We start from the raw sequence: 18,501 nt of genomic DNA, 5'->3' as shown, positions 1-18,501 counted from the left end.
AAGCGCAACGACTGTTTTTTGAACATTGCTAAAAGTTTGGCGTCAAAATGAGCATTTTTGGAAAAGCTAAAGGCGCTGCAAAGTACGTCTTTGTCACGATACCGGCTGGCGTCTTGGGTGTGAATACCCTGCGCCAGAACAACCAGACCATCAAGGCTCTGTATGACACATTGACCAACCCCCTGTGCCCGCATTGCTCCGGTGGGGTCATGCGGATGCAGGGAGCCCAGGAGGGCGACAACACTGCGATGGCCTATACCTGGGCCTGCACCAAGTGCGATTTCATGCTTCTGGGAGGTCGGGACAAGGACACGGTGATCCCGACCCTCATGGCGATCCGTGAAGAGCAGTCGCTCTCGGTATTTGATGGGTTGAGCGCTCAGGAGCGTGCATCGGTCGTGAAGTCGCACACCCTGAGTTCGCGGATATTCCTGGGCGCTGCGGTTGTCTTTTTCCTGGGCTTTTGCTGGATGCTGTTGCAGGGCTCAAGCCTTCTGCTGTCGATCAATTGGGCCGCGCTGGCCCTGTGCATGTTCGTGCTCTTTCTCAAAAAAAGCTACCGGGCATGGCAAGTGGAAAACGGTGTGCTTTACGTCAAAGGCGCTTTCAAGTCGTGGTTCAACAATGAGAAGTGGTTTCGCTAAAGCCCTGGCAGGGCTGACCGCGTGCGCGAGCGCTTTGACGGTCGTGAGCGCGGCGGCGATGCCCGTGCTCAACGTCAACGATCCGCAGCACCGCGTCGGCCCTGCGGACATTCCCTGTGTGATCCGCGCAGCGATGCGCCAGGGGGTTCCGGCGAACGTCCTGTTGGCATTGGCGTCTGTTGAGGGTGGCAAGAATGGGCAATTCGTTCGCAACACGAATGGCACTGATGACCTGGGCCACTTCCAGATCAACACCATGCATTTCGACACCCAGTCGGGTGTGTTCCGGCATGTCAGCAAGACCGATGCAGCATGGCGCGGTTGCTACAACGCCGAGCTGGCCGCATGGTTCCTTCGGCAGCGGCTGGATGCCCCTGGCAATCACGACTACTGGGTGCGTGTCGCCACCTACCACTCGGCCACAGCTCAATACAACACGATCTACCGGCGCAAGCTGGTGCCACTGGCTGCGCGTTGGGGGCGTTGGCTGATGGCGAATTACCCCACACAGGTTTCTACTCACTGATACAAAAGGAAGTCGCAATGTCTCGAATTCAAAACAGTTTTCAAGTTACTGGCCGCTTAGCAACTGACGTTGAGATCGTTAACCCAGATAGCCAACACCCTGTTGGGCGTGTGAATCTGGGTATCGAAAATGGCTACAAGGATCGCCAGTCGGGCGAGTGGGTCGATCAAACGTTGTGGGCTGAAATCACGTTCTTTCAGGCCAATCAAATTGAGCGGCTGCAGAAGTATTCTGGCAAGGGGGCCGAGATAACGGTGCGTGGGCGGTTGGATAAGAACGTGTGGGAGAGCAAGACCCGCACGAACGGTGATGGCACCCCCGCAATGGATGCCAAACTTGTTCTTATCGCGACAGAGCTGCGACTTCATGGCCGTCCGAAGGGCCAGGAGGGTGGGGCGCAAGCACCTGCGGGCGGTGGATACGATGATTCGGATGACACGCCCTATTAATTGATCTGCAAGAACTGTGGCGCTTAATTGGCGTGTTCTTGAGGGGCGCTGTGAAGTGCCCCTTTTTTATTTCTGATAGACGTGAGTTATCTTGAATATGGCGATTAATTTGGGGGCGCATGCGGCGCGGTTCGCTACATTTTTCGTGGCTGCGTGGAGTGGCTTCTTTGTCCTTTCGGTTGAGCTGCTCAGCTCAAGGCTTCTGGCTCCTTACTTCGGCTCCAGCATATTCGTATGGGGAGGGATTCTCACTACGTATATGCTTGCCTTGTCTCTCGGTTATTTACTGGGTGGGGTTTTTTCCACCCGGCAACCCAGACTCTGGAAGTTAGCTGCATTGCTGGCTGCAGAAGCGCTGTTGACACTGCCAGTAATTGAAGCAGAGCCGCTGCTTGAGGCGATTTCAATAGCCTTCCCTGATCCACGGTGGGGCAGCATCATCTCCAGCATGTGCCTCTTTGCCATTCCAACAGTCATCTCCGGCATGGTGAGCCCGTACTGCATCCGGCTGCTGGTGCGCGGCATTGGTAGCAGCGGTCGCGAGGCTGGGCTGGTGTACTTCGTGAGCACCATTGGCTCTGCCGCAGGCACGATTGGCACCGGCTTCTTTCTGGTGCTGGTCTTCGATGTATACCGCCTGATCGCCATGCTTGCTGTGATCTCGTTGCTTGTGGCCGCTGTAGCAGCAAGTCTGTCGTACCAACTGCGTATCCGCAATGATGATTAAAACCCTGGTTGCGGGCGCGCTGGCCCTGCTGGCAATGGTGGACGCCCAGGCGCAAGTCTTCGGGGCGACAAAGCCTATTTGGGTGCAGCGGTCGATGTACCGCAACATCATCGTCCTCGACGGGCCTACACACAGGTGCCTGACCTTTGGGCGCCGCAGCGCGAGGCAGAGTTGCATGGAGAAGGATGCTGCGGCGACAAAGTTGGTATTCGGTTATACGCAGAGGATGTTTGACGCTCTGCAATATGTACCAAACGTCAAGCGAGTTTTGGTGATCGGCATTGGCGGGGGCAGTATTCCCATGGCTATCCGTGAGAAGTATCCCGATGTGATGGTCGATGCTGTCGAGCTGGATCAGGAGGTGATAAATGTCGCTGAACGGTTTTTCAATTTCAAACCTAATAATGAACTTCTGAGAGTCTTCGCGGAAGACGGAAGAGTTCATATTAGGAGGGCAATTCGTGAAGGTGTTAAGTTTGATGTGGTGATGCTTGACGCATTTGATAAAGACTACATACCCGAGCACATGGCGACGGCTGAGTTTCTGACGCAAGTGAAGAGTGCGTTAACTCCTAACGGCATTCTTATGTCGAACACCTATAAGAAAACTGGGTTTGCCAAGTATGAGGAAGCAACCTATCAGCATGTTTTTGGTGGTGTCTATGAGTCGGCTATTCCCAATGGAAACCGCATTATCTTTGCGGGAAAGCATGCTGCGGATGTAGCAAGCCATCTTCCCGATTCTGCGCTTATTGATAAATCGGATGCGACGGTGATGCGGGATCGGTTCTCTCCGGTTAATTCTCTGCTTGTTCGCTGATGCGGATTGCGAAAGGAGTGCCTGTGTTGACGGATGAGGATATGGATGCTCTTTCACTCGGTGAGCTGATGGAGTTGCATGAGAATGTTGGCGCTCGAATAGCACGATTGAGGGCCGCTGGCAGGGCGCAAGCAATCGCGAAGGCCAGGGCATTGTGCGACAAATATGAAATTGAGCCATTGGTGATATTCGGCGCTGATTGGGAAAGTGGGCAAAACCCCCGCAAGCGAAACACGCAAAAATATACCGAAATGTCTGCTGGTAAGGATTGGGACGGGATTGGAAAAACACCCCGGTGGGTGGTGGGAAAATCCCCCAAGTTAATAAAGTTTCCAAACCTTGTCGGCTGAGTGCGCGGCTTATCTTTCCGGGCGATGCAGTCGCGCTGTCCTGTCTTGTAGTCGCGATGTTAAAGAAGCATCATTGCGTTTGTTGATCGAAAATTTCAAAAAGCGCGACGATGCATTTATGATGTTTGTCAATTTGTACGCGGTAAAAATGGCGAGTTGTTGACAGTACAATTTCATGCGGGCTATATTTCGGCCAACGTAATTTCCCTCGTTTATTTGGAGAACCGCATGAGCAACTTCGACCCTTCCATGGCAAAAGACGCTTTGAAGCCGCAGGCTCAGCAGCAGCGGCGCGTCTACGACGAGCGCGTCTTCATGGCTGTGGAGCGTTTCCAGCTTTCGCGTCCTGGCACAGGCGGTGAAGACTGGGCCATCGGGCGCTCCGTGACTGATCCCAATGTGAAGTTGGCTGTTCGTCTGAGCACGGTGGACGAGCGGATGGTGGACATGCCCAAAGCCAATGAGGCCCGCTTGCGCCAGTCCTACGAAAGCGGCGAATTTCGCCGCGAAACCCTGGCTGAGAAAGCGGCTGCGAAGATCAAGCTGATTGCGTTCGATGGTGCCCGCCCGCTTGGTGAAACAGAGCATGGCGTCAGGACGTACCGCGCCCACTGGCCGCAAACCATGGCGGCAAAGCCCGAGGCCGAGGTGCTTCATGGCCTGGGCACTATCAGTCTCTTCCAGCCCAAGGATGGCGCCCCTGGCAAGGCGTCAGCACACGTTGAATATCTGCGGACCTCCACCATTGTGGATGGCTCCAACGTTCGCGAGGCGTTGGTGTCGGCCCTGGCGACCAAGGATGACCTGGGCAACGCCCGTGACGGCCACGCCATCATGCGTGTCTATCACGGCGGGACGGAGTTCGCGACCGCGCGTGTCTTCCCTGCTCGCGAGGAAACGGCGGTGAAAGACCCGTTGTACGGCGACAGCAAAACAGTTCGTCTGCCGGTAGCGGGCGAGGCGAGCGTACAGGCGCTGCTCGATGGCAAGCGGGCGGGCCTGGACAATGTGGACGTGCAGAACGATCTGGCGCGGGCCATCGTCGCCGGGATGCTTGACGATGATGAGCCTCCCGTGTCCCACGTCATGGCGCCAGAAAAGGCTGCGAATTTCTTCTATGGGGCCAAGGCAGGCGAGCTGACGGTTGAGATCGTGGCCGCTGAGCGCATCAACTTCGGGCTGGACAGCGCGAAGACATACCTCAAGGACATTGATAACCCCAAGTTCGCCGGGTATCTGGTGCGCACGGAAGTGGAGGGGGAGCGCACCACTGTGGAGCGCGGGTATGGCAACACGGTGACAGCGATCCAGCGGCATCCCGATGGCCTGCCTTACGCGATCTACGCATCGCCGCAGGAGCACTTCCCCCAGGTCAGTCCCCTGGCGCACTTTGATGCGCAAATGCCTTTGACTTCGATCTTGCCGGAAGACCCCAAGGCCCCCCGAAAAGAGGCCGCTTACGAGAGCAGCCCAGGCATGTAACGCTCCATGAGCGGCAAGAAAACCACCACGGCGCCCAGGTGCCCTGGTGGTTTTCTGTTTGTGCCGTATTGGTGCTGTGTGGGCGCTGTATAGGTGTTGTGTGGGTGCTGTTTGCGCCCTGTTTTGGTGGATTTTGAGGGTAGTGCTTTGGCTGCAAAGAAATGGTTTGATCTCGCTTCCCATGGCTATTTTGTCGGTGCGGCAAGGCTACGCGACGGGGTGCAGCGCATCCTGTTGCTGGATGTTGAGGACAAGGCAGATGCCGACAAGCTGCTTGCGGCGGGCTTTGCTCGTACTCAGGGCTCGCCAGCCTACGAACGCGGGCTGTACTTCCTGGCGCGTGACGATCAGCGCATCAAAGGTGCCGAACTGGCTGCTGCGTTGGGTCTGCCCAACTGCCCGATGGTCATCAAGGAGAGCGACGAGATTGCTCGCGAATTTCAGGCTGCTTTCAAAGACAAGATTGGCAAGAACCTGTGGACTGCGCTGCAGCAGTCTCGCCAATTGGGCCGCAACAAGGATGGCTACCTTGTATACGAGTCGAACACGGGGCGACTGATCCAGTGGACCAACGACAACGGCGATGCTGAAATCGTTGCGGCGAACTCCAAGGCGGGCCGCGAGCTGGGGGCAGGGGCCTTCCTGTACGCCGATGACGCCGAGTCTCTGGCTGATTGCGCTCAGGGGTTCTTCGGGGAAATCAGGGCTGGTGCCCGCAAAGACTGGTCTGACATGGAGCGGGCCACCCGAGCTGCTTATGCGCGCCACCTCGTCAACGGCGAGGTGTCTGACATGCAACTCAAGGCCTTTCAGGAGGCGGTTGAGGCTGCTGGCTACCGAGCCTTCAATAGCCGTCCCTCCCGGAAGATCGACAAACTCGCGTTCACCGTGGCCGAGGACTACTACAACGGCCTGCCGGTGGCGCGCATGCGGACTGCCGAGTCGATAGCCCTGCAGCAGTATTCGACCCCGCTGCCGATGGGCGTCATCGCCCAGCGCCTTTTGGTGGGCAATGAGGACTTTCAGGGCAAGACGTTCGTGGAGCCCACGGCGGGTAACGGTGGGCTGCTGACGCTTGTGAACAAAGGGGGCCGCGTCTTTGCTATCGAGCTGGACAGCAAGCGTGCGAGCGTGCTCAAGGCTAACAACTGCGAGAAGGTGGTGGTCGGCGATGCCGTGGAGCTGAACTATCGGCGGGCGCTGGAGCAGCCAGATGGCTTCGATTACTCGATAACGAATCCACCGTTTGGAGCCATGGAGCGGGATCGCTCTTTCGAGAAGCTGCCGCGCGTGCGGCGAGCCGACTACTACATTGCCCTCAAGACCCTGGAAGCCCGCAAGCCAGAGGGTCGTTCGGTGTTGATCCTGGGGGGCGATGACGCGCGAAATCCGGGCGAGTTTCGTGGCGGCACCAAGGCGTTTCTCGAATACGTCTATGACCACTATGAGGTGCTGGGTGCGGTCGAGCTGGACGGGCGGATGTACGCAAAGCAGGGCGCGGGCGCCAACGTTCGCCTGTTCTCAGTCGGCGCGCGCCGCGAGGTGCCATTGACCATAGAGATTCCTGAGCGCTTGCCGGTGATTCGTACCTACGCCGAGGCTTGGGATTGGGCCGAGCGCGTCGTGGAAACCTACCCGGCGACTGTGGTCGAGGCCGTCACTGTGGTTGAGCCGGAGCGGCCTGAGTTCGAGCTGCAGGGCGATTCGCCCGCCCAGGCGCCGGTGATGGCCTCCGTCGAGGCGGATGCGGGCGGTGCGCCTGCTTCTGCCCCAGTGAAGAGCGCGCCAGAGCGCAAGGTGAACGAGTACCAAGCGCCCTATCAATCGGCATCCAAGGTGGCGCCCCCGACTGGCATGGTTCCAATCAACCTTGCCGGAGCTACTTATGGCGCTCTGGCCGATCTGGAGTCGAAGGTCGGCCCGATTGATGACTATGTGGCTGGCAAGTTGCAGTACGCGAAGGAAGACTTGGGCGGGTACTTCTCGCCCGAGCAAGTGGATGCGCTGGGCCTTGCGATCAGCAAGATGGACGATGGACGTGCATTCACGAACAGTGACTTCACTGGCTTTGGTAAGGGGCGCTTCTGCGCAGCCATGCTGCGCTATGCCAAGCTGGAGGGCAAGGTGCCGGTGTTCTTGACCCTCAAGCCTGAGCTTTTCACTGACATTTTCCGTGACCTCAAGGACATTGGTTCGGACGATCTGTTCCGTAGCCCGTTCATCTTCAATGAGGGTGTTGGCATCATGCAGTTCGGTTCTGGCTCCGATGTGTTGCACCCTGCTACATCGGCAAGCGCCCGCAAGGCGGCGCTCGATGGCGGCGTGCTGCCCGAGGGGACTGATCTTGTGCTCGCCACATACAGCCAATTCCAGCGCAGGCCGGAGATCAACCGCAAGGCGGGCTTCTTGGCCGAAATTGCACGCCAGGGCACGGCCTTCGTGGTGGATGAGGCCCATGTTGCTGCTGGTGAGTCCAACATCAGCGCGTCCATCGGCGCCGCCCTGTCCGAAACGGATGCGGTGGTTTATGCCTCGGCAACCCCATTCAAGGGGGTGGCGTCATTCCACATTTACTCGCGGATGTTCCCCAAGTCCGTCGATCTGGCAAGCCTGCCTGAGACGCTGAAAGCCGGTGGCGAGGCCTTGATGGAGGCCATCAGCTCCAACATGGCCCGCGATGGGGTGTTCATCCGTCGCGAGCTGGACTTGTCCAAACTGGAGTTTGCGTCGCGTGAGCCATCGCCTGAGCGCACTCAATTCAACCGCGACGTGAGCGACAAGGTTGCACGCATCCTGAGCCGCATGTCTTACCTGTCTGGTGATGTGAGCAAGGAAGTCAACGAGCTGAATGCGGGGTTCAAAAAGCAGCTCGAAGGCATCCCTGAAAACGAGCGCCAGGGTGCACGCATGCAGGCGTCCAGCATGAATTTTGGTTCGCGGCTGTACAGCCTCAATCGCCAGTTTCTGCTGTCGCTGGTGGTTGAGGATGCAGCCGATGCCGCGATCCAGGCGTTGAAGGAAGGCCGCAAGCCAGTGATTGCGGTCGAGAACACTGGGGAAAGCCTGCTTCGCGAGGTGTTGCAGCGCCGTGCGAACGTGGCCGATCTGCTCGATGAGATCGAAAGCATCAAGGCCCGCCCAGGCGACGACGCAGCAGCAGCGCAGGAGCGTCTGGATGCGCTCAAGGAACAGGTGGATTCGCGGATGGCGGCGGTCAAGCTCGAAAAGCCGCCACAGTTCCGCGATCTGCTGGAGGTCATGCTGGATCGCATCGGTGTGATTAAGGTGCAGGAGCGCTATGGCGAGTACAGCACTCACCGTCCATCGTCTGAGGAGTACCAAGAAGAAGCGCAGGCGTTGCGTGAGCTGATCCGGGAGCTGCCTGACATGCCGCTCAGTGCCCTGGACGTTATCAATCAGCGTCTGCGTCAGCAGGGGTATGAGCCAGCCGAAGTGTCAGGGCGCACCGTGTCGCTGCATCAGGACTTGGAAGGCGGGCAATGGGTGCCCACCGAGCACAAGAAGGCCAACGCGGTTGCGAATGTGGCGGGTTTCCAGAACGGGCAGTACGACTGCATCACGATCACGCGCGCCGGGTCCACAGGGATCTCATTGCACGCCACCAATCGCTTTGCAGACTCTGACATTCGGCAGCGCGAATTCATCATTGCTCAGAAGGCCGCGAACATTGCCGAGTACCTGCAGTGGATGGGGCGTGTGAATCGTCGCGATCAGGTGTGCCATCCGATCATGCGCAGCCTTGAGACTGCGCTGCCTGCGGAGTCACGGCTGACGATGATGCACAACTCGAAGCTGCGGCGCCTGTCTGCCAATACCACCTCCAATCGCGACAACTCGAACATCTCGGATGAGTCTCTTGATCTGCTCAATGACCTGGGAGACGAGATCGCTCTGGAGTGGCTTGTCGAGAATCCGCGGTTCGCTCGCGATCTGGACATTGATCTGCCAACAGACGAAAACTCTCTGGATGCCCGTGCCCAGGACAACCCGTACATCAACAAGCTGATGGGTCGTTTGGTGATGCTGCCCGTCGCCAAGCAAGAGGAAATTTTGGCTACTTTGTCCCAGCGGTTCCAGGCCAAGGTCGAGGAAATGGAGCAGCGTGGCGTCAACCCGTTCAAGGTGGATGTGTACGAGTGGGGCGCCCGCGTGGTGGCAGAAGATGAGCTGGTCGCTCCTACGCTCAAGATCACGTCATCGACGTTCGATGAGCCGGTGAAGATCGTGAAACTGCACTACGAGGAAGAGGTAGTGCCAATTCGCGAGGCCAAGCTGATCGAGATGATCCGCGCTGGCATGGCCGACTACCACGAGGCGTTTGGACATGGAGAGGAAGGCACCACGAACCGCGCAAGGTTTCGCGAGGCTGTTGCCAATGCCGCCGAGGCTTTCGTCCACAGGCAGCTCCCCGATGAGCTGCGCGATGCGGTCGAGGCTGGCACTAAGTCCATCCATGAGGCTCTGGAGCATGAGAAGGCGGCGAGCGCCAAGCGGGCCGAGATGCGCATGCGCACCCTGGTGAACGGGTGGCCTCAGATGCTCCCAGGTACGCTCATTGAGTTTGATGACCCGATCAAAGGCACGCTCAAGGGCTATGTGACCGATGTGTCATTGCCCAGACCGGAGGCCCTGACGTTGCTCGGCGACTACCGCATGCGTGTGGTGTTTCCTGGCGAGAGCGGGGTGAAGACTGTCTCGCTGGCCACGATGTTCAATCAGGACAAATCGCTGGGCGAGTTCAGCAGCTTGCGCATCAACACTGACAAACCAGACAACGGGATTGCGAGCTGGATGAAGCGTGAGTACGACAAGCTCATGTCAGGCTACAACGATGTGCCGGATGGGTTGGTGACTCGCTCGGCCATTGTGCTCAGCGGCAACATTTTTCGCAGCGTGGAGCTTGCGAGCAATAACGCCCTCGGTAACCCCATTCTCTACACGGACGCGGAGGGCAACCGGCAGCGTGCGGTGCTTGTGCGGTCGCATATCTCGCCTGAGAAGCTGAAAAGCATGCCCATCGGCATGGACGCCGATGACGTGGCCCAGTACATCCGCGCGGTGGATGCGAAGTTTGAGGCGCTGCCTGACAAAGGCTACAAGCCGTGCGTTGAGATGCTGATCTTCAACAACGCCCTGCTGGACGGCCCAGAGGATGGCGGCATTGTGCTTTCGCGCCGCACGCCTGGGCAGTACATGCTGCGCCTTCCCGGCACCAAGAAACATGCTGGTGGCTTGATGGCAGATGGACGAATTTTCGATATTGGTCCCAAGACACCGCCTGACAGCTTGCGGCTCAAGCTGGCGGGCACCCGAAAGACCATGAGCTGCAAGGTGGAAGAGGGGCAGTTGCCGGAGTTGTTGACCCGGATGAGCCAGGGCCACCATGTGAGTCGTTTTTTCGTTCACGACCTGGACTTGGAGGTCATCAAACAGCTCCAAAAGGCCAACAGGGAGAGCACTGCGGCGCTCGCGCAATCGCGCGATACCGAGGTTGTTGCTTCCTTGGGCTAATTGGATTTCTCAAAGGGTCCAATCGGTGTCAAAATAACGAAACGGCGTAATTTTGATGATTTCGCAAATGTTGAGTTTACCGGGGTGATTTATGACAGTAGGTAGCGGCGCTGCAGCGCCGATTGACCTCAGTGGCTACGCAATCATGTCCAACTTCGCGCGCAGTACCCAAAGTGCGCGGGTTTTGGCGTTCCTGCTTCGCATCGACAGTGTTGATGCGTGGGCGGTGGACTTCAAAGAGGACGAGGCAGCGAACGCACTGGAGGTCAAGGCATTTGTGACGCAATTGCAGGCATTCCTGAACTCCGGGGGGATGGACAGCCTGCAGGTTGCGCCGCATGAGTTTTTGGAGCTGCTAGGTGGCATGCGGTCCAGCCGATGCCTCTACTTGCTCAAGAAGGCGAGCGAGCAGAACCCTGTGCTCGCCGACCAGATAGAAAAGCTGCTTGGTGAGGCCAAGCCAGCGGATCGGTTGGTGATGGTCGTGCGTCGGAGGCTGGAGGCCTTCACCAAGGCGCAACTGATCGGGGAGATTTTTTCTAATTCACGGCTTGAGCGGATCAAGTCCATCATGGGAGTTGAAAATGGGAAGCGCTGAGAACGTAGTGCCGGTGTTGGTGTCCCGCAAGAACTTGTTGCCGGATTTCATGCAAATCTTTTTCAGCAAGGGGTTCATTGCTGGGGTTGCGCTGGGTGTTGCTGCGCTGGGTGGCGGGTACGCCATCTCTGCTTCTGGCGGCGGCGGCTCGCCCTCTGATCCGACCAGCACGCTGCTCTCCGATCAGGAATCTGTCATCACGGCGCAGATGCGTGCGGACGCGCAGGCGTGTGCGAGCGGCACGCAGCAAGGCACTGTGGGCAATGCGATCAATATGTCGCTCAAGGCCCATTTGGAGTTGGCTTCGGCTTCGCCGAACGTTGAGCAGCTCTTTGACGTGAATGCGGACTGCTTCGCTGGCCTCAGCGCGCTGCTGGACCTGTCCTTTGCAATTCCTTCTCTGGCTACCATCATCGCAGCGGCGCAGGCGGCTGTGATTGCCTACGCCAAGAAGAAAATTTGCTCCGCTGTGTCCAGGGTTACCGGCATGGTGACTGGGCCAATCAATCAGGCCATCGGACAAGCGAACCAATACATCGGTGCACTCAACGGCCTGAGCGCGAACCTCAATAGTTCTGGTGGCATGTCGTTGCTTGACCCGAACCTGGGTGCTAACTACAACATCGGTCAATCTGGCACCTACAACACCGGGCAACCGTTTGGCAACCAGCCACAAGCGACAGTGCCTGATTCTGCGGGCGGCAGCGGGTCTGGCACCGGGACAGGCACGGGCACGGGCACGGGCACTGGCACAGGGACTGGAACGGGCACCGGGACGGGCACGGGCTCGATGACGGGCAATGGCCCAGGCTCTTACTTCGCCGTGTACTCTGGGCTGATTAACCAGTTGAACACTGCCGAGGCGCAGCTTGCTACTGCCAACCAGAACTTGGCCGCAGCCCAGCAAGCAGCCAATGTTTGCGTCGCGGATTGCACGTCGCAGCAACAGGCGGTGGCTGCTGCGCAGACGGCGGTGAACAATGCACAAGCAGCAATCGACACCATCCGCTGCAGGATGAACAACCTGCAGGCGGATGGCACGATCCCCGCAAATGCTTGTGTCACCTCTGGCACGACTCTTTCGAGCCGTTCGGTTCAACAGAGTCAAAGCCCGCAGAGCCTGACACAGAAGCTGACCAACCTTTTCCAGTGATGCACGCATCATGAAAAAGTCCGTCGCATCTAAGCTGGCTCAGGTGGCCTTGGTGGCCTCCCTGGTAAGTGTCTCAGCCCAGGCCCACGCCTTTGGCTGGGCCTCGGTGGTGTCGTGGTTTATGACGATGCAGCGCGAGCTGAGCGCCCTGGCAATTGCGGTCAAGCAAACCGCAGTTGCATCGAACCAAATCAGCGATGCCGAAGTCAACACCCGCAAGCAGCTTGCGGTGGCGATGGGCGCGGTGATGACCAGTGAACGTGTGCGGGAAGTGGTCAAGAACTACGACCCGTCGCTCGGTCAGCCGATGTTGCTCAAGTGCGAGGCGCAGTTTGATCGTCGGCTGCAGGTTGAAGTCATCAACCAGTCGGAGAAGAACGCCCGTGTTCTGGTGTCCAACTTCGCCTCGGCGTCCACACCATCCCGTGCCGCAGCGGATCGGGATGTGCTGACCCAGCATCGTGAGCTGTTCTGTTCTGTGTCCGAAGCGAAGCAGGGCTTGTGCGAGCTGAAACCAAACGGCATGCAGGGCTGGGATGCTTCCTACTCAGGACCATTTGGCGAGCAGACGATGACGCCTGATGTGGAGCTGGCTGGCTACAACTACATCACCAACGTGGTGGACACCAGGGCGTCTCATTCCATCAATTGCAAGTCCGAGGCCTGCGCGGCGGCGCGGCTTGAGAACATGCAGGCCACTGCCATCGGTTCGATGGTGGCGGAAAGTTTCATTGGACAGTTGAGCATGCGCCGCTCGACTCGTTTGGAGTAGTGACTATGCGTAGACGTAATCGACATGCCGCCAAGCGGCATATCCTGCAGGCCTCTCTGGCTGCAGCGCTGGGTAATCCGAAGGTCATTGCGACCGGCGCGATCTCTGCCGGTGTGCTGGTATCGGGCGCGGCCTATGGCGCGCTGTACGGCTTCGGGCCTGCTGAGACGTGGACCATTGGGATGATTACGGCCATGACCAGCGCTGTGTCGGCCCAGCTCGCCGCCTTCCAGGCGCTGTTCATGGCGCAGAGCCAACTGCGGTTTGAGCAGGTGATTTCGGCTGTGGCCATCGCCACCAAGCAAGAGTCTGTGTCGGCGAACCAAGTGGTCGATGCCACGCGCAATTCCGGCCAAACCCTTGTGAATGCTGTCCGTGCGCAGCGCATCAACGATGCCACGGTCAAGGCCTACTTGGACTACTCGCCAACTACTGGGCAGGGCTTTGACGCCTGCGGCACTGTGGCGCGCAATCAGTCCTTGGACAAGGCATTTGATGACGTGCCAGGGCTGGCGCGTCAAACACTGGCTCAGCTCGACGTTGCGCCTGGGCGACTGGTGGATTCGCGCGTGGGCGCTATGTCAAACCGGCTGAATCTGCATCGGACGAAGTTCTGCACTCCAGCCGAGGCCAATGCAGGTCTGTGCAGCGTCGGTAGCGTTCCTGGCGGCGACACGAATGCCGCTCTGCTGTTTACTGGCGTGGATCAAGGTAGCGATGCGGCAGCGGCCCGCAAGGCGTTCATCCAGAACGTGGTGGGCGCCCCTGATGAGCGGATTACGCGGGACGCGGGTCAGTCACCTGCAGGGCAGGCCTATGCCTTCGAGAAAAATCGCAAGGATTCCCTGTTGTCGATTCCTGCGTACTCCCTGGCGATGATCGACGCCAACAACACGCGCAGTGAAGCCTACGGTGGCAAGTCTGCCAACGAAATGATGAAGCTGCGCGTGAACCAGTATTTTGGCGGCAAGGAAGCGCAGCAGTGGTCTTCGTCCATGGCCGCGCAGACCACGCGCGGGCTCGTCGTTGAACTCACCAAAATGTCCGGCCTGGAGGTGTGGATGCGCCATAAGCAGTACGAGCAGGGCCAGCGGATGGAGGCCAATCTGGCGGCATTCGTTTTGAGCAGCACTGATGACATGCAGGCCGAGGTCGATCAGAAGTACGACGCTGTGCTCCGACAAACGGCAGCGCAGGCAGTTCGGCCATAAAGGGGGCGGTATGCGTACAAGATTGAATCGTGCAGCACAAGCGGGCAAGACCGGGATGACCCGCGCCCAGCGGCGGGTGGTCACTGGCCTTGCAGGACTGACAGCAGCGACTTCGTTCGCTGCTTTCTGCCCACCGCAGTATCAAGAGACATGGGTGTACCCGGCGTTCGTGGCTGCGACCTCCACCTTGACGGCGCAGATCACGGCCATGGACGTTGCGCTGTCGGCGCAGCTCTGGTTCCAGAGTGAGCGACTGATTAGCGCGATAGCGATCATGACCAAGCAGAAGGCGGTTGCCGCCAACCAGATCGCGGATGGCTTGCGCAACACAAATCAGAACGTGGCAGTAGGCCTGAATGCCCTTGCAACAGCAGAGCGCGTGAAGAAAGCGCGCTTTGAGTATGGCGGTGACTTCGGCCAGGGCTACTCCCCTTGCTACGTGTTCCAGGGGCGTCTGGGGATAGCGCGTGCTGAGTCTGACCTGAGTGGTGCTTCTGCGGCTGCGCTGCGCGCAGACGTTCAGGCAGCTCCGGGCCGCTTTTCCAATCCGATCACCGCTCAGAAGGAGATGCAGATGGAGCACAACCAGCTCTTCTGCACTCAGGATCAGGCGAGTTCTGGCCTGTGTACCGCGCAGGGTAGTTTGCCAGGGGCCAATCTGAATGTGGCGACGCTGTTCAAGCCAACGGCGGGGGAAGAAGACCTGACGAAGGCCAAAACCTCGTTCATCAATTTCGTTGCTGGCCTGCCCGATGGCGAAGTACCCCAAGGCGGCGGCTCTTCCCAGGTTGCAGCGACGTATCAACTCGCAAAAATCCAGAAAGACGCGGTGCGCAGCAGTGCGCTGGCATCCTTGACCCAGATTCGCCTGGAAACCACCAGCGGTGGTCACGGTGAGCATGGTGACGGCGATCTCCCGCTCTCGATGCAATACGCCACCGAGGTCAAGCGCTACGCAGGCAATACGCCTGAATACAAGCGCTGGTCCAGCGTTATGGCTGCCCAGAATGACCGTGGCGTCATGGTGGAGCTGCTCAAGATCAAGGCGCTGGACCTCACGCTGCAGGAGCGCCAGTACCGTCAATATGAGCGCATGGAAGCGCAACTGGCGAGCGCAGTTGCTGCTAACCTCAAGTCGGGTCAGGCCCGCAAGGCGCAGGCCTCGGCAGAGGCTGCAGTCCGTCAGAACGCCGCGAGTAAAGTGGGGTTGTGAGCATGGCGATGAAGTCTGCCAAGTGGCTCGCATTCCTCGGCTCTGTTGCTGCAATCAGTGCAGCAGGCCTGATGCCGCAAGCAGCTTTTGCGGCTTCTGCCTCGTGTGCCATGGACCCCACCAAGGGCGGCGGTGGCATGGCTGCTACAAGCCGCTTCGGCACATGGCGTTCCTACTACAACGGCGGCAAGGGCGGCGGTCACGGTGGTCAAGACTTGCGTGCCGCCGTGGGCATGCAGTTGTACGCCCCATTCGATGGCACGGTTCTGTACAAGAGCGTGCAGCCTAGCGGCGCGGGCAACTTCCTTGCGATCAAGAACAGCAACGGGGATGTGGTCTGGTTCATGCACTTGAGCGGGTATGCCAATGACATTGCTGTCGGCAAGACGGTAAGTGCAGGCCAGTTCGTGGCCTTGTCCGGTAATACAGGTCGCAGCAGCGGCCCGCATTTGCACCTTGAGTACACAGTGAAGAAGCGCGAGGACGCGCGCAACGTGTTTGTGACCAAGGGGATGGAACGCGAACAGGTGTTCCAGGCAAAGAACAACTACGTGCAGAAGAGCGATGGCACCTACACCACAGATCCTGCTGGGTATATGTGCGATCCCTACACGTTCGTCGGCGATGCCACCAAAGACAACGCGGTGTTGGGCAAGAACACCAAGGAGCAGTACCAGATTCTGCATGGCAGCGTGCCCAATGGCACCCCTCCAAATGCCGAGTACACGGATGCCCAGTCGGTCGCAGCAAACTCGGTCGCAGTGCAGGCCAACGCCGTGGGCAAGACCATCCCCGAATTCCTTTCGGATCGTGATGGGTACGGGTCGTTGCCGGGAGTGCGCTATGAGAGCTACACCAATGTTTCGCCCTCGGAAATGATCGCTCGTGAGTCCAAGCGGCGCATGATCGACGCCGAGTGGCAAAAGAACCTGACACAGGTGTCGTCTCGCGCATTGTGGGTTGATTACGCCCAGACGGTGGCGGTCAGCAACTACATGCAGGAGGCCATCTATCGCAAGCGCGAAAAGGTGGAAGCGCTCCTGGCCACGTTGGCTGCTCAGAAGGCTGAGAGGCAACGCAGGGCGACAGATGCAGCGCGTGAGCGCGCTGTAAAGCAGGGTGCAACGAAGGCACTCCAGTAAGGCAATTTCGCGTAGGAGAAGACCATGAGTAGCGAGAAAGATATGGATGAGTTGAAGGTAAAAGATGGTCTTCCTAGCTTTGGGCCAGACCCAAAGGCCGCGAAATCTGCAGCGGCGAAGCCCAAGGATTCGGCTCAGCCGAAGAAGGCCGATTTGGCTCTGGATGCAGAAGCCCTCAAGGCGGTTCCTGGCGGGTTGCGAGTCATTCGCGGCGGCGGCGCGGAGATCGTGCAATTCGCGCAGGCGCAAAAGAGCGCCCTCGCGGCCCAGGCAGAGGCCATCGTGGCGTCCAGCTCAAAGACTGAGAAGGGATTTGATGCAAAGGTCGGCGTGGACAAGGATGGAGTGAACGCCAGTGTCGGCTTGAGCATGAAGAAGACCACCGAGGTCAAGTCCGAAAGCAAGTCCAAGGGGCAGTTCAGTCTTGAGGACAAGGAATTCATCGCAGCTTTGAAGGCGAAGGGTGTGGACCTTTCCAGCGGGAAGATTCCCCTGGACGTGCTCGCAGAAGTGCTCGCGGAGATGGCAGGAGAGGCGCCCAACACAGCGCTGCTTGATGCCAAGGCCCACGACAAGATGCTTGCCGACATTTCCAAGCGGTTGTCCGTTGGACTGCGCGAGGAAAAGGGCGCGGAGCTGCGCGCCGGGGTCACTGCTGGCGGTGGTGGCGGACGGGGTGCGCGAGGCGACGACGCGCCGCAGTACGGCAGCTCAGTCGGCGCCGAGCTGGTCGCCACAGGCGGCGCTTTGATCGGCGGGCTGGCGTCCCTTGCATCCGGCTCTGCCAAGCTCATCGGCGCCGCAGTTGGCGCCGCTGGTCGGGGCATCGGAAATTGGGGGGCGAAGCCTGAATTTGCCGGTAGCAGCTACGACCGCGTTTCGATCATGCCAACGATCAGTGAGTACCGGATCAATCAGATTGAGAAATCAACGTCCAACTACGAGAAGGCGCTGAACAAGTTTTGGCAGGTGGCGCCTATGGCTGCTCTGCGCGAAGAAATCGAGGAACGTGCGCGCAAGACGGGCATTTCTGTGCCCGATGCGATGGCAAAGATGAAGCCCGGTGGTGAATGGGCCGAGCTTCACGACAAGTTCGTGAAGGAGGTCGCTGCATCACCGGACGCGCTGCAGGCCAAGGTGTCCCTGGACAAGGCCCTCAAGAGCTACACAGGGCAGTACGAGCACAGCGCCGAAGAGCTGATGAATGCCGACATGACCGATCCAAAGACCATGAAGGCCCGCAACAAGGTGGATGCATCCAAGGACAAGATGCAGGAGCTGGCTGCAGAAACGCCGGTATTTGGCGGCGAGACTGAATCGCATGCTGAGCGTCTGAAAGCGGCTATCCAGGCCATCATTGAGCGCGTCAGGGAGCTGCTGCAGGCAGTGGGCGCGAAGTTCACGGGCGGTGAGCAAGAGCATGCAGCACCCTGAGTCGTTCGACCGCACCCATTTCCCTCGGCTGAGCCTGCTGCGCGCATCGGCCAGCGACTTTGGCTTGCAAGATGCCGATGCCGTTTGTCTCGATGCGATTCTGGGCGCAGCCATTTCCTTTGGCTCCGAGGCAGAAGATGGTGCGTTTTCGAGCATCCATCTGGCCTATGGGCAAGGCCAAGACCGGGTGAAAGTCACTGTCACCGGCACACGCGATGAGGGTTACCAGCTCGTTCTGGAGCGCGCCACCAGTGGTGCGAAGGAGTCGTACATGGCTGGGCTCGCTGCTACCACGTTGGGCGGTGGTAGTGCCTGGAATGTGGTGACGGCGCATGTAGCTGGGCAGCAAGCGACGGCAGGCAAGGTGCTCGCCGAGATCGCCGAGCTGCGCAGCCTGGTTCTGCAGGATAAAGAGGTCGGTGAGCGGCTAGAAGCGGTGGAGTGACGC

16 protein-coding genes are annotated in these 18,501 nt (G+C 58.9%); all 16 read left to right on the top strand.

Annotated features, from left to right (window positions below; translation table 11 throughout):
* Positions 1 to 47 precede the first annotated feature (47 nt).
* The 16 genes from ACOQFS_RS23095 (at position 48) to ACOQFS_RS23020 (ending at position 18,498) form a co-directional block, all read left to right on the top strand.
* Complete coding sequence (locus ACOQFS_RS23095) at positions 48 to 644, top strand: hypothetical protein (RefSeq protein WP_421565124.1); 597 nt, start codon at positions 48 to 50, stop codon at positions 642 to 644.
* Between the two features lie 64 nt (positions 645 to 708).
* A complete protein-coding gene (locus ACOQFS_RS23090) occupies positions 709 to 1,170 on the top strand; it encodes a transglycosylase SLT domain-containing protein (protein WP_421565123.1) in 462 nt (153 codons plus the stop codon).
* A 17-nt stretch (positions 1,171 to 1,187) separates the two neighbouring features.
* Positions 1,188 to 1,619, top strand: coding sequence for a single-stranded DNA-binding protein (locus ACOQFS_RS23085; RefSeq protein WP_421565122.1), 432 nt, complete (start codon positions 1,188 to 1,190; stop codon positions 1,617 to 1,619).
* Positions 1,620 to 1,716: 97 nt separating this feature from the next.
* Entirely contained in the window at positions 1,717 to 2,346 is a 630-nt protein-coding gene (locus ACOQFS_RS23080) for a fused MFS/spermidine synthase (RefSeq protein WP_421565153.1), read from the top strand.
* Positions 2,336 to 3,166 carry a spermidine synthase gene (locus ACOQFS_RS23075; RefSeq protein ID WP_421565121.1) on the top strand — a complete coding sequence of 277 codons (831 nt, stop codon included), beginning with the start codon at positions 2,336 to 2,338 and terminating at the stop codon, positions 3,164 to 3,166. The genes ACOQFS_RS23080 and ACOQFS_RS23075 overlap by 11 nt, the downstream gene beginning before the upstream one ends.
* 26 nt (positions 3,167 to 3,192) lie before the next feature.
* The gene (locus ACOQFS_RS23070) at positions 3,193 to 3,516 is read left to right on the top strand and encodes a hypothetical protein (protein ID WP_421565120.1); all 324 of its coding nucleotides are present in this window, start codon (positions 3,193 to 3,195) and stop codon (positions 3,514 to 3,516) included.
* A 228-nt stretch (positions 3,517 to 3,744) separates the two neighbouring features.
* Positions 3,745 to 4,998 carry a hypothetical protein gene (locus ACOQFS_RS23065; RefSeq protein ID WP_421565119.1) on the top strand — a complete coding sequence of 418 codons (1,254 nt, stop codon included), beginning with the start codon at positions 3,745 to 3,747 and terminating at the stop codon, positions 4,996 to 4,998.
* Between the two features lie 147 nt (positions 4,999 to 5,145).
* On the top strand, positions 5,146 to 10,530 hold the full coding sequence (locus ACOQFS_RS23060) for a strawberry notch C-terminal domain-containing protein (RefSeq protein ID WP_421565118.1): 5,385 nt from the start codon (positions 5,146 to 5,148) through the stop codon (positions 10,528 to 10,530).
* A gap of 145 nt (positions 10,531 to 10,675) precedes the next feature.
* Positions 10,676 to 11,128, top strand: a complete 453-nt coding sequence (locus tag ACOQFS_RS23055; protein WP_156391347.1) for a type IV secretion protein IcmW — start codon at positions 10,676 to 10,678, stop codon at positions 11,126 to 11,128.
* Complete coding sequence (locus tag ACOQFS_RS23050; RefSeq protein WP_421565117.1) at positions 11,115 to 12,281, top strand: hypothetical protein; 1,167 nt, start codon at positions 11,115 to 11,117, stop codon at positions 12,279 to 12,281. The genes ACOQFS_RS23055 and ACOQFS_RS23050 overlap by 14 nt, the downstream gene beginning before the upstream one ends.
* Positions 12,282 to 12,291: 10 nt before the next feature.
* Entirely contained in the window at positions 12,292 to 13,053 is a 762-nt protein-coding gene (locus ACOQFS_RS23045; RefSeq protein ID WP_056639309.1) for a hypothetical protein, read from the top strand.
* A gap of 5 nt (positions 13,054 to 13,058) precedes the next feature.
* Complete coding sequence (locus ACOQFS_RS23040) at positions 13,059 to 14,264, top strand: hypothetical protein (protein WP_421565116.1); 1,206 nt, start codon at positions 13,059 to 13,061, stop codon at positions 14,262 to 14,264.
* Between the two features lie 55 nt (positions 14,265 to 14,319).
* Complete coding sequence (locus ACOQFS_RS23035) at positions 14,320 to 15,477, top strand: hypothetical protein (protein WP_421565115.1); 1,158 nt, start codon at positions 14,320 to 14,322, stop codon at positions 15,475 to 15,477.
* Positions 15,478 to 15,485: 8 nt separating this feature from the next.
* Positions 15,486 to 16,619 carry a M23 family metallopeptidase gene (locus ACOQFS_RS23030; RefSeq protein ID WP_421565114.1) on the top strand — a complete coding sequence of 378 codons (1,134 nt, stop codon included), beginning with the start codon at positions 15,486 to 15,488 and terminating at the stop codon, positions 16,617 to 16,619.
* Positions 16,620 to 16,643: 24 nt separating this feature from the next.
* Positions 16,644 to 18,053: a hypothetical protein gene (locus tag ACOQFS_RS23025; protein WP_421565113.1), complete on the top strand. Its 1,410-nt coding sequence runs from the start codon at positions 16,644 to 16,646 to the stop codon at positions 18,051 to 18,053.
* Entirely contained in the window at positions 18,040 to 18,498 is a 459-nt protein-coding gene (locus ACOQFS_RS23020; RefSeq protein ID WP_056639317.1) for a hypothetical protein, read from the top strand. The genes ACOQFS_RS23025 and ACOQFS_RS23020 overlap by 14 nt, the downstream gene beginning before the upstream one ends.
* Positions 18,499 to 18,501 lie beyond the last annotated feature (3 nt).

Source organism: Paracidovorax sp. MALMAid1276, assembly GCF_049198005.1.
Classification (GTDB): Bacteria; Pseudomonadota; Gammaproteobacteria; order Burkholderiales; family Burkholderiaceae_C; genus Acidovorax.
This window is presented reverse-complemented; position numbering and strand designations above follow the sequence as displayed.

Coding starts and splice junctions, on each gene's coding strand:
- ACOQFS_RS23095 (WP_421565124.1), top strand. CDS start 48: ATGAGCATTTTTGGAAAAGCTAAAGGCGCTGCAAAGTACGTCTTTGTC.
- ACOQFS_RS23085 (WP_421565122.1), top strand. CDS start 1,188: ATGTCTCGAATTCAAAACAGTTTTCAAGTTACTGGCCGCTTAGCAACT.
- ACOQFS_RS23080 (WP_421565153.1), top strand. CDS start 1,717: ATGGCGATTAATTTGGGGGCGCATGCGGCGCGGTTCGCTACATTTTTC.
- ACOQFS_RS23075 (WP_421565121.1), top strand. CDS start 2,336: ATGATGATTAAAACCCTGGTTGCGGGCGCGCTGGCCCTGCTGGCAATG.
- ACOQFS_RS23065 (WP_421565119.1), top strand. CDS start 3,745: ATGAGCAACTTCGACCCTTCCATGGCAAAAGACGCTTTGAAGCCGCAG.
- ACOQFS_RS23055 (WP_156391347.1), top strand. CDS start 10,676: ATGTCCAACTTCGCGCGCAGTACCCAAAGTGCGCGGGTTTTGGCGTTC.
- ACOQFS_RS23050 (WP_421565117.1), top strand. CDS start 11,115: ATGGGAAGCGCTGAGAACGTAGTGCCGGTGTTGGTGTCCCGCAAGAAC.
- ACOQFS_RS23045 (WP_056639309.1), top strand. CDS start 12,292: ATGAAAAAGTCCGTCGCATCTAAGCTGGCTCAGGTGGCCTTGGTGGCC.
- ACOQFS_RS23040 (WP_421565116.1), top strand. CDS start 13,059: ATGCGTAGACGTAATCGACATGCCGCCAAGCGGCATATCCTGCAGGCC.
- ACOQFS_RS23035 (WP_421565115.1), top strand. CDS start 14,320: ATGACCCGCGCCCAGCGGCGGGTGGTCACTGGCCTTGCAGGACTGACA.
- ACOQFS_RS23030 (WP_421565114.1), top strand. CDS start 15,486: ATGAAGTCTGCCAAGTGGCTCGCATTCCTCGGCTCTGTTGCTGCAATC.
- ACOQFS_RS23025 (WP_421565113.1), top strand. CDS start 16,644: ATGAGTAGCGAGAAAGATATGGATGAGTTGAAGGTAAAAGATGGTCTT.
- ACOQFS_RS23020 (WP_056639317.1), top strand. CDS start 18,040: ATGCAGCACCCTGAGTCGTTCGACCGCACCCATTTCCCTCGGCTGAGC.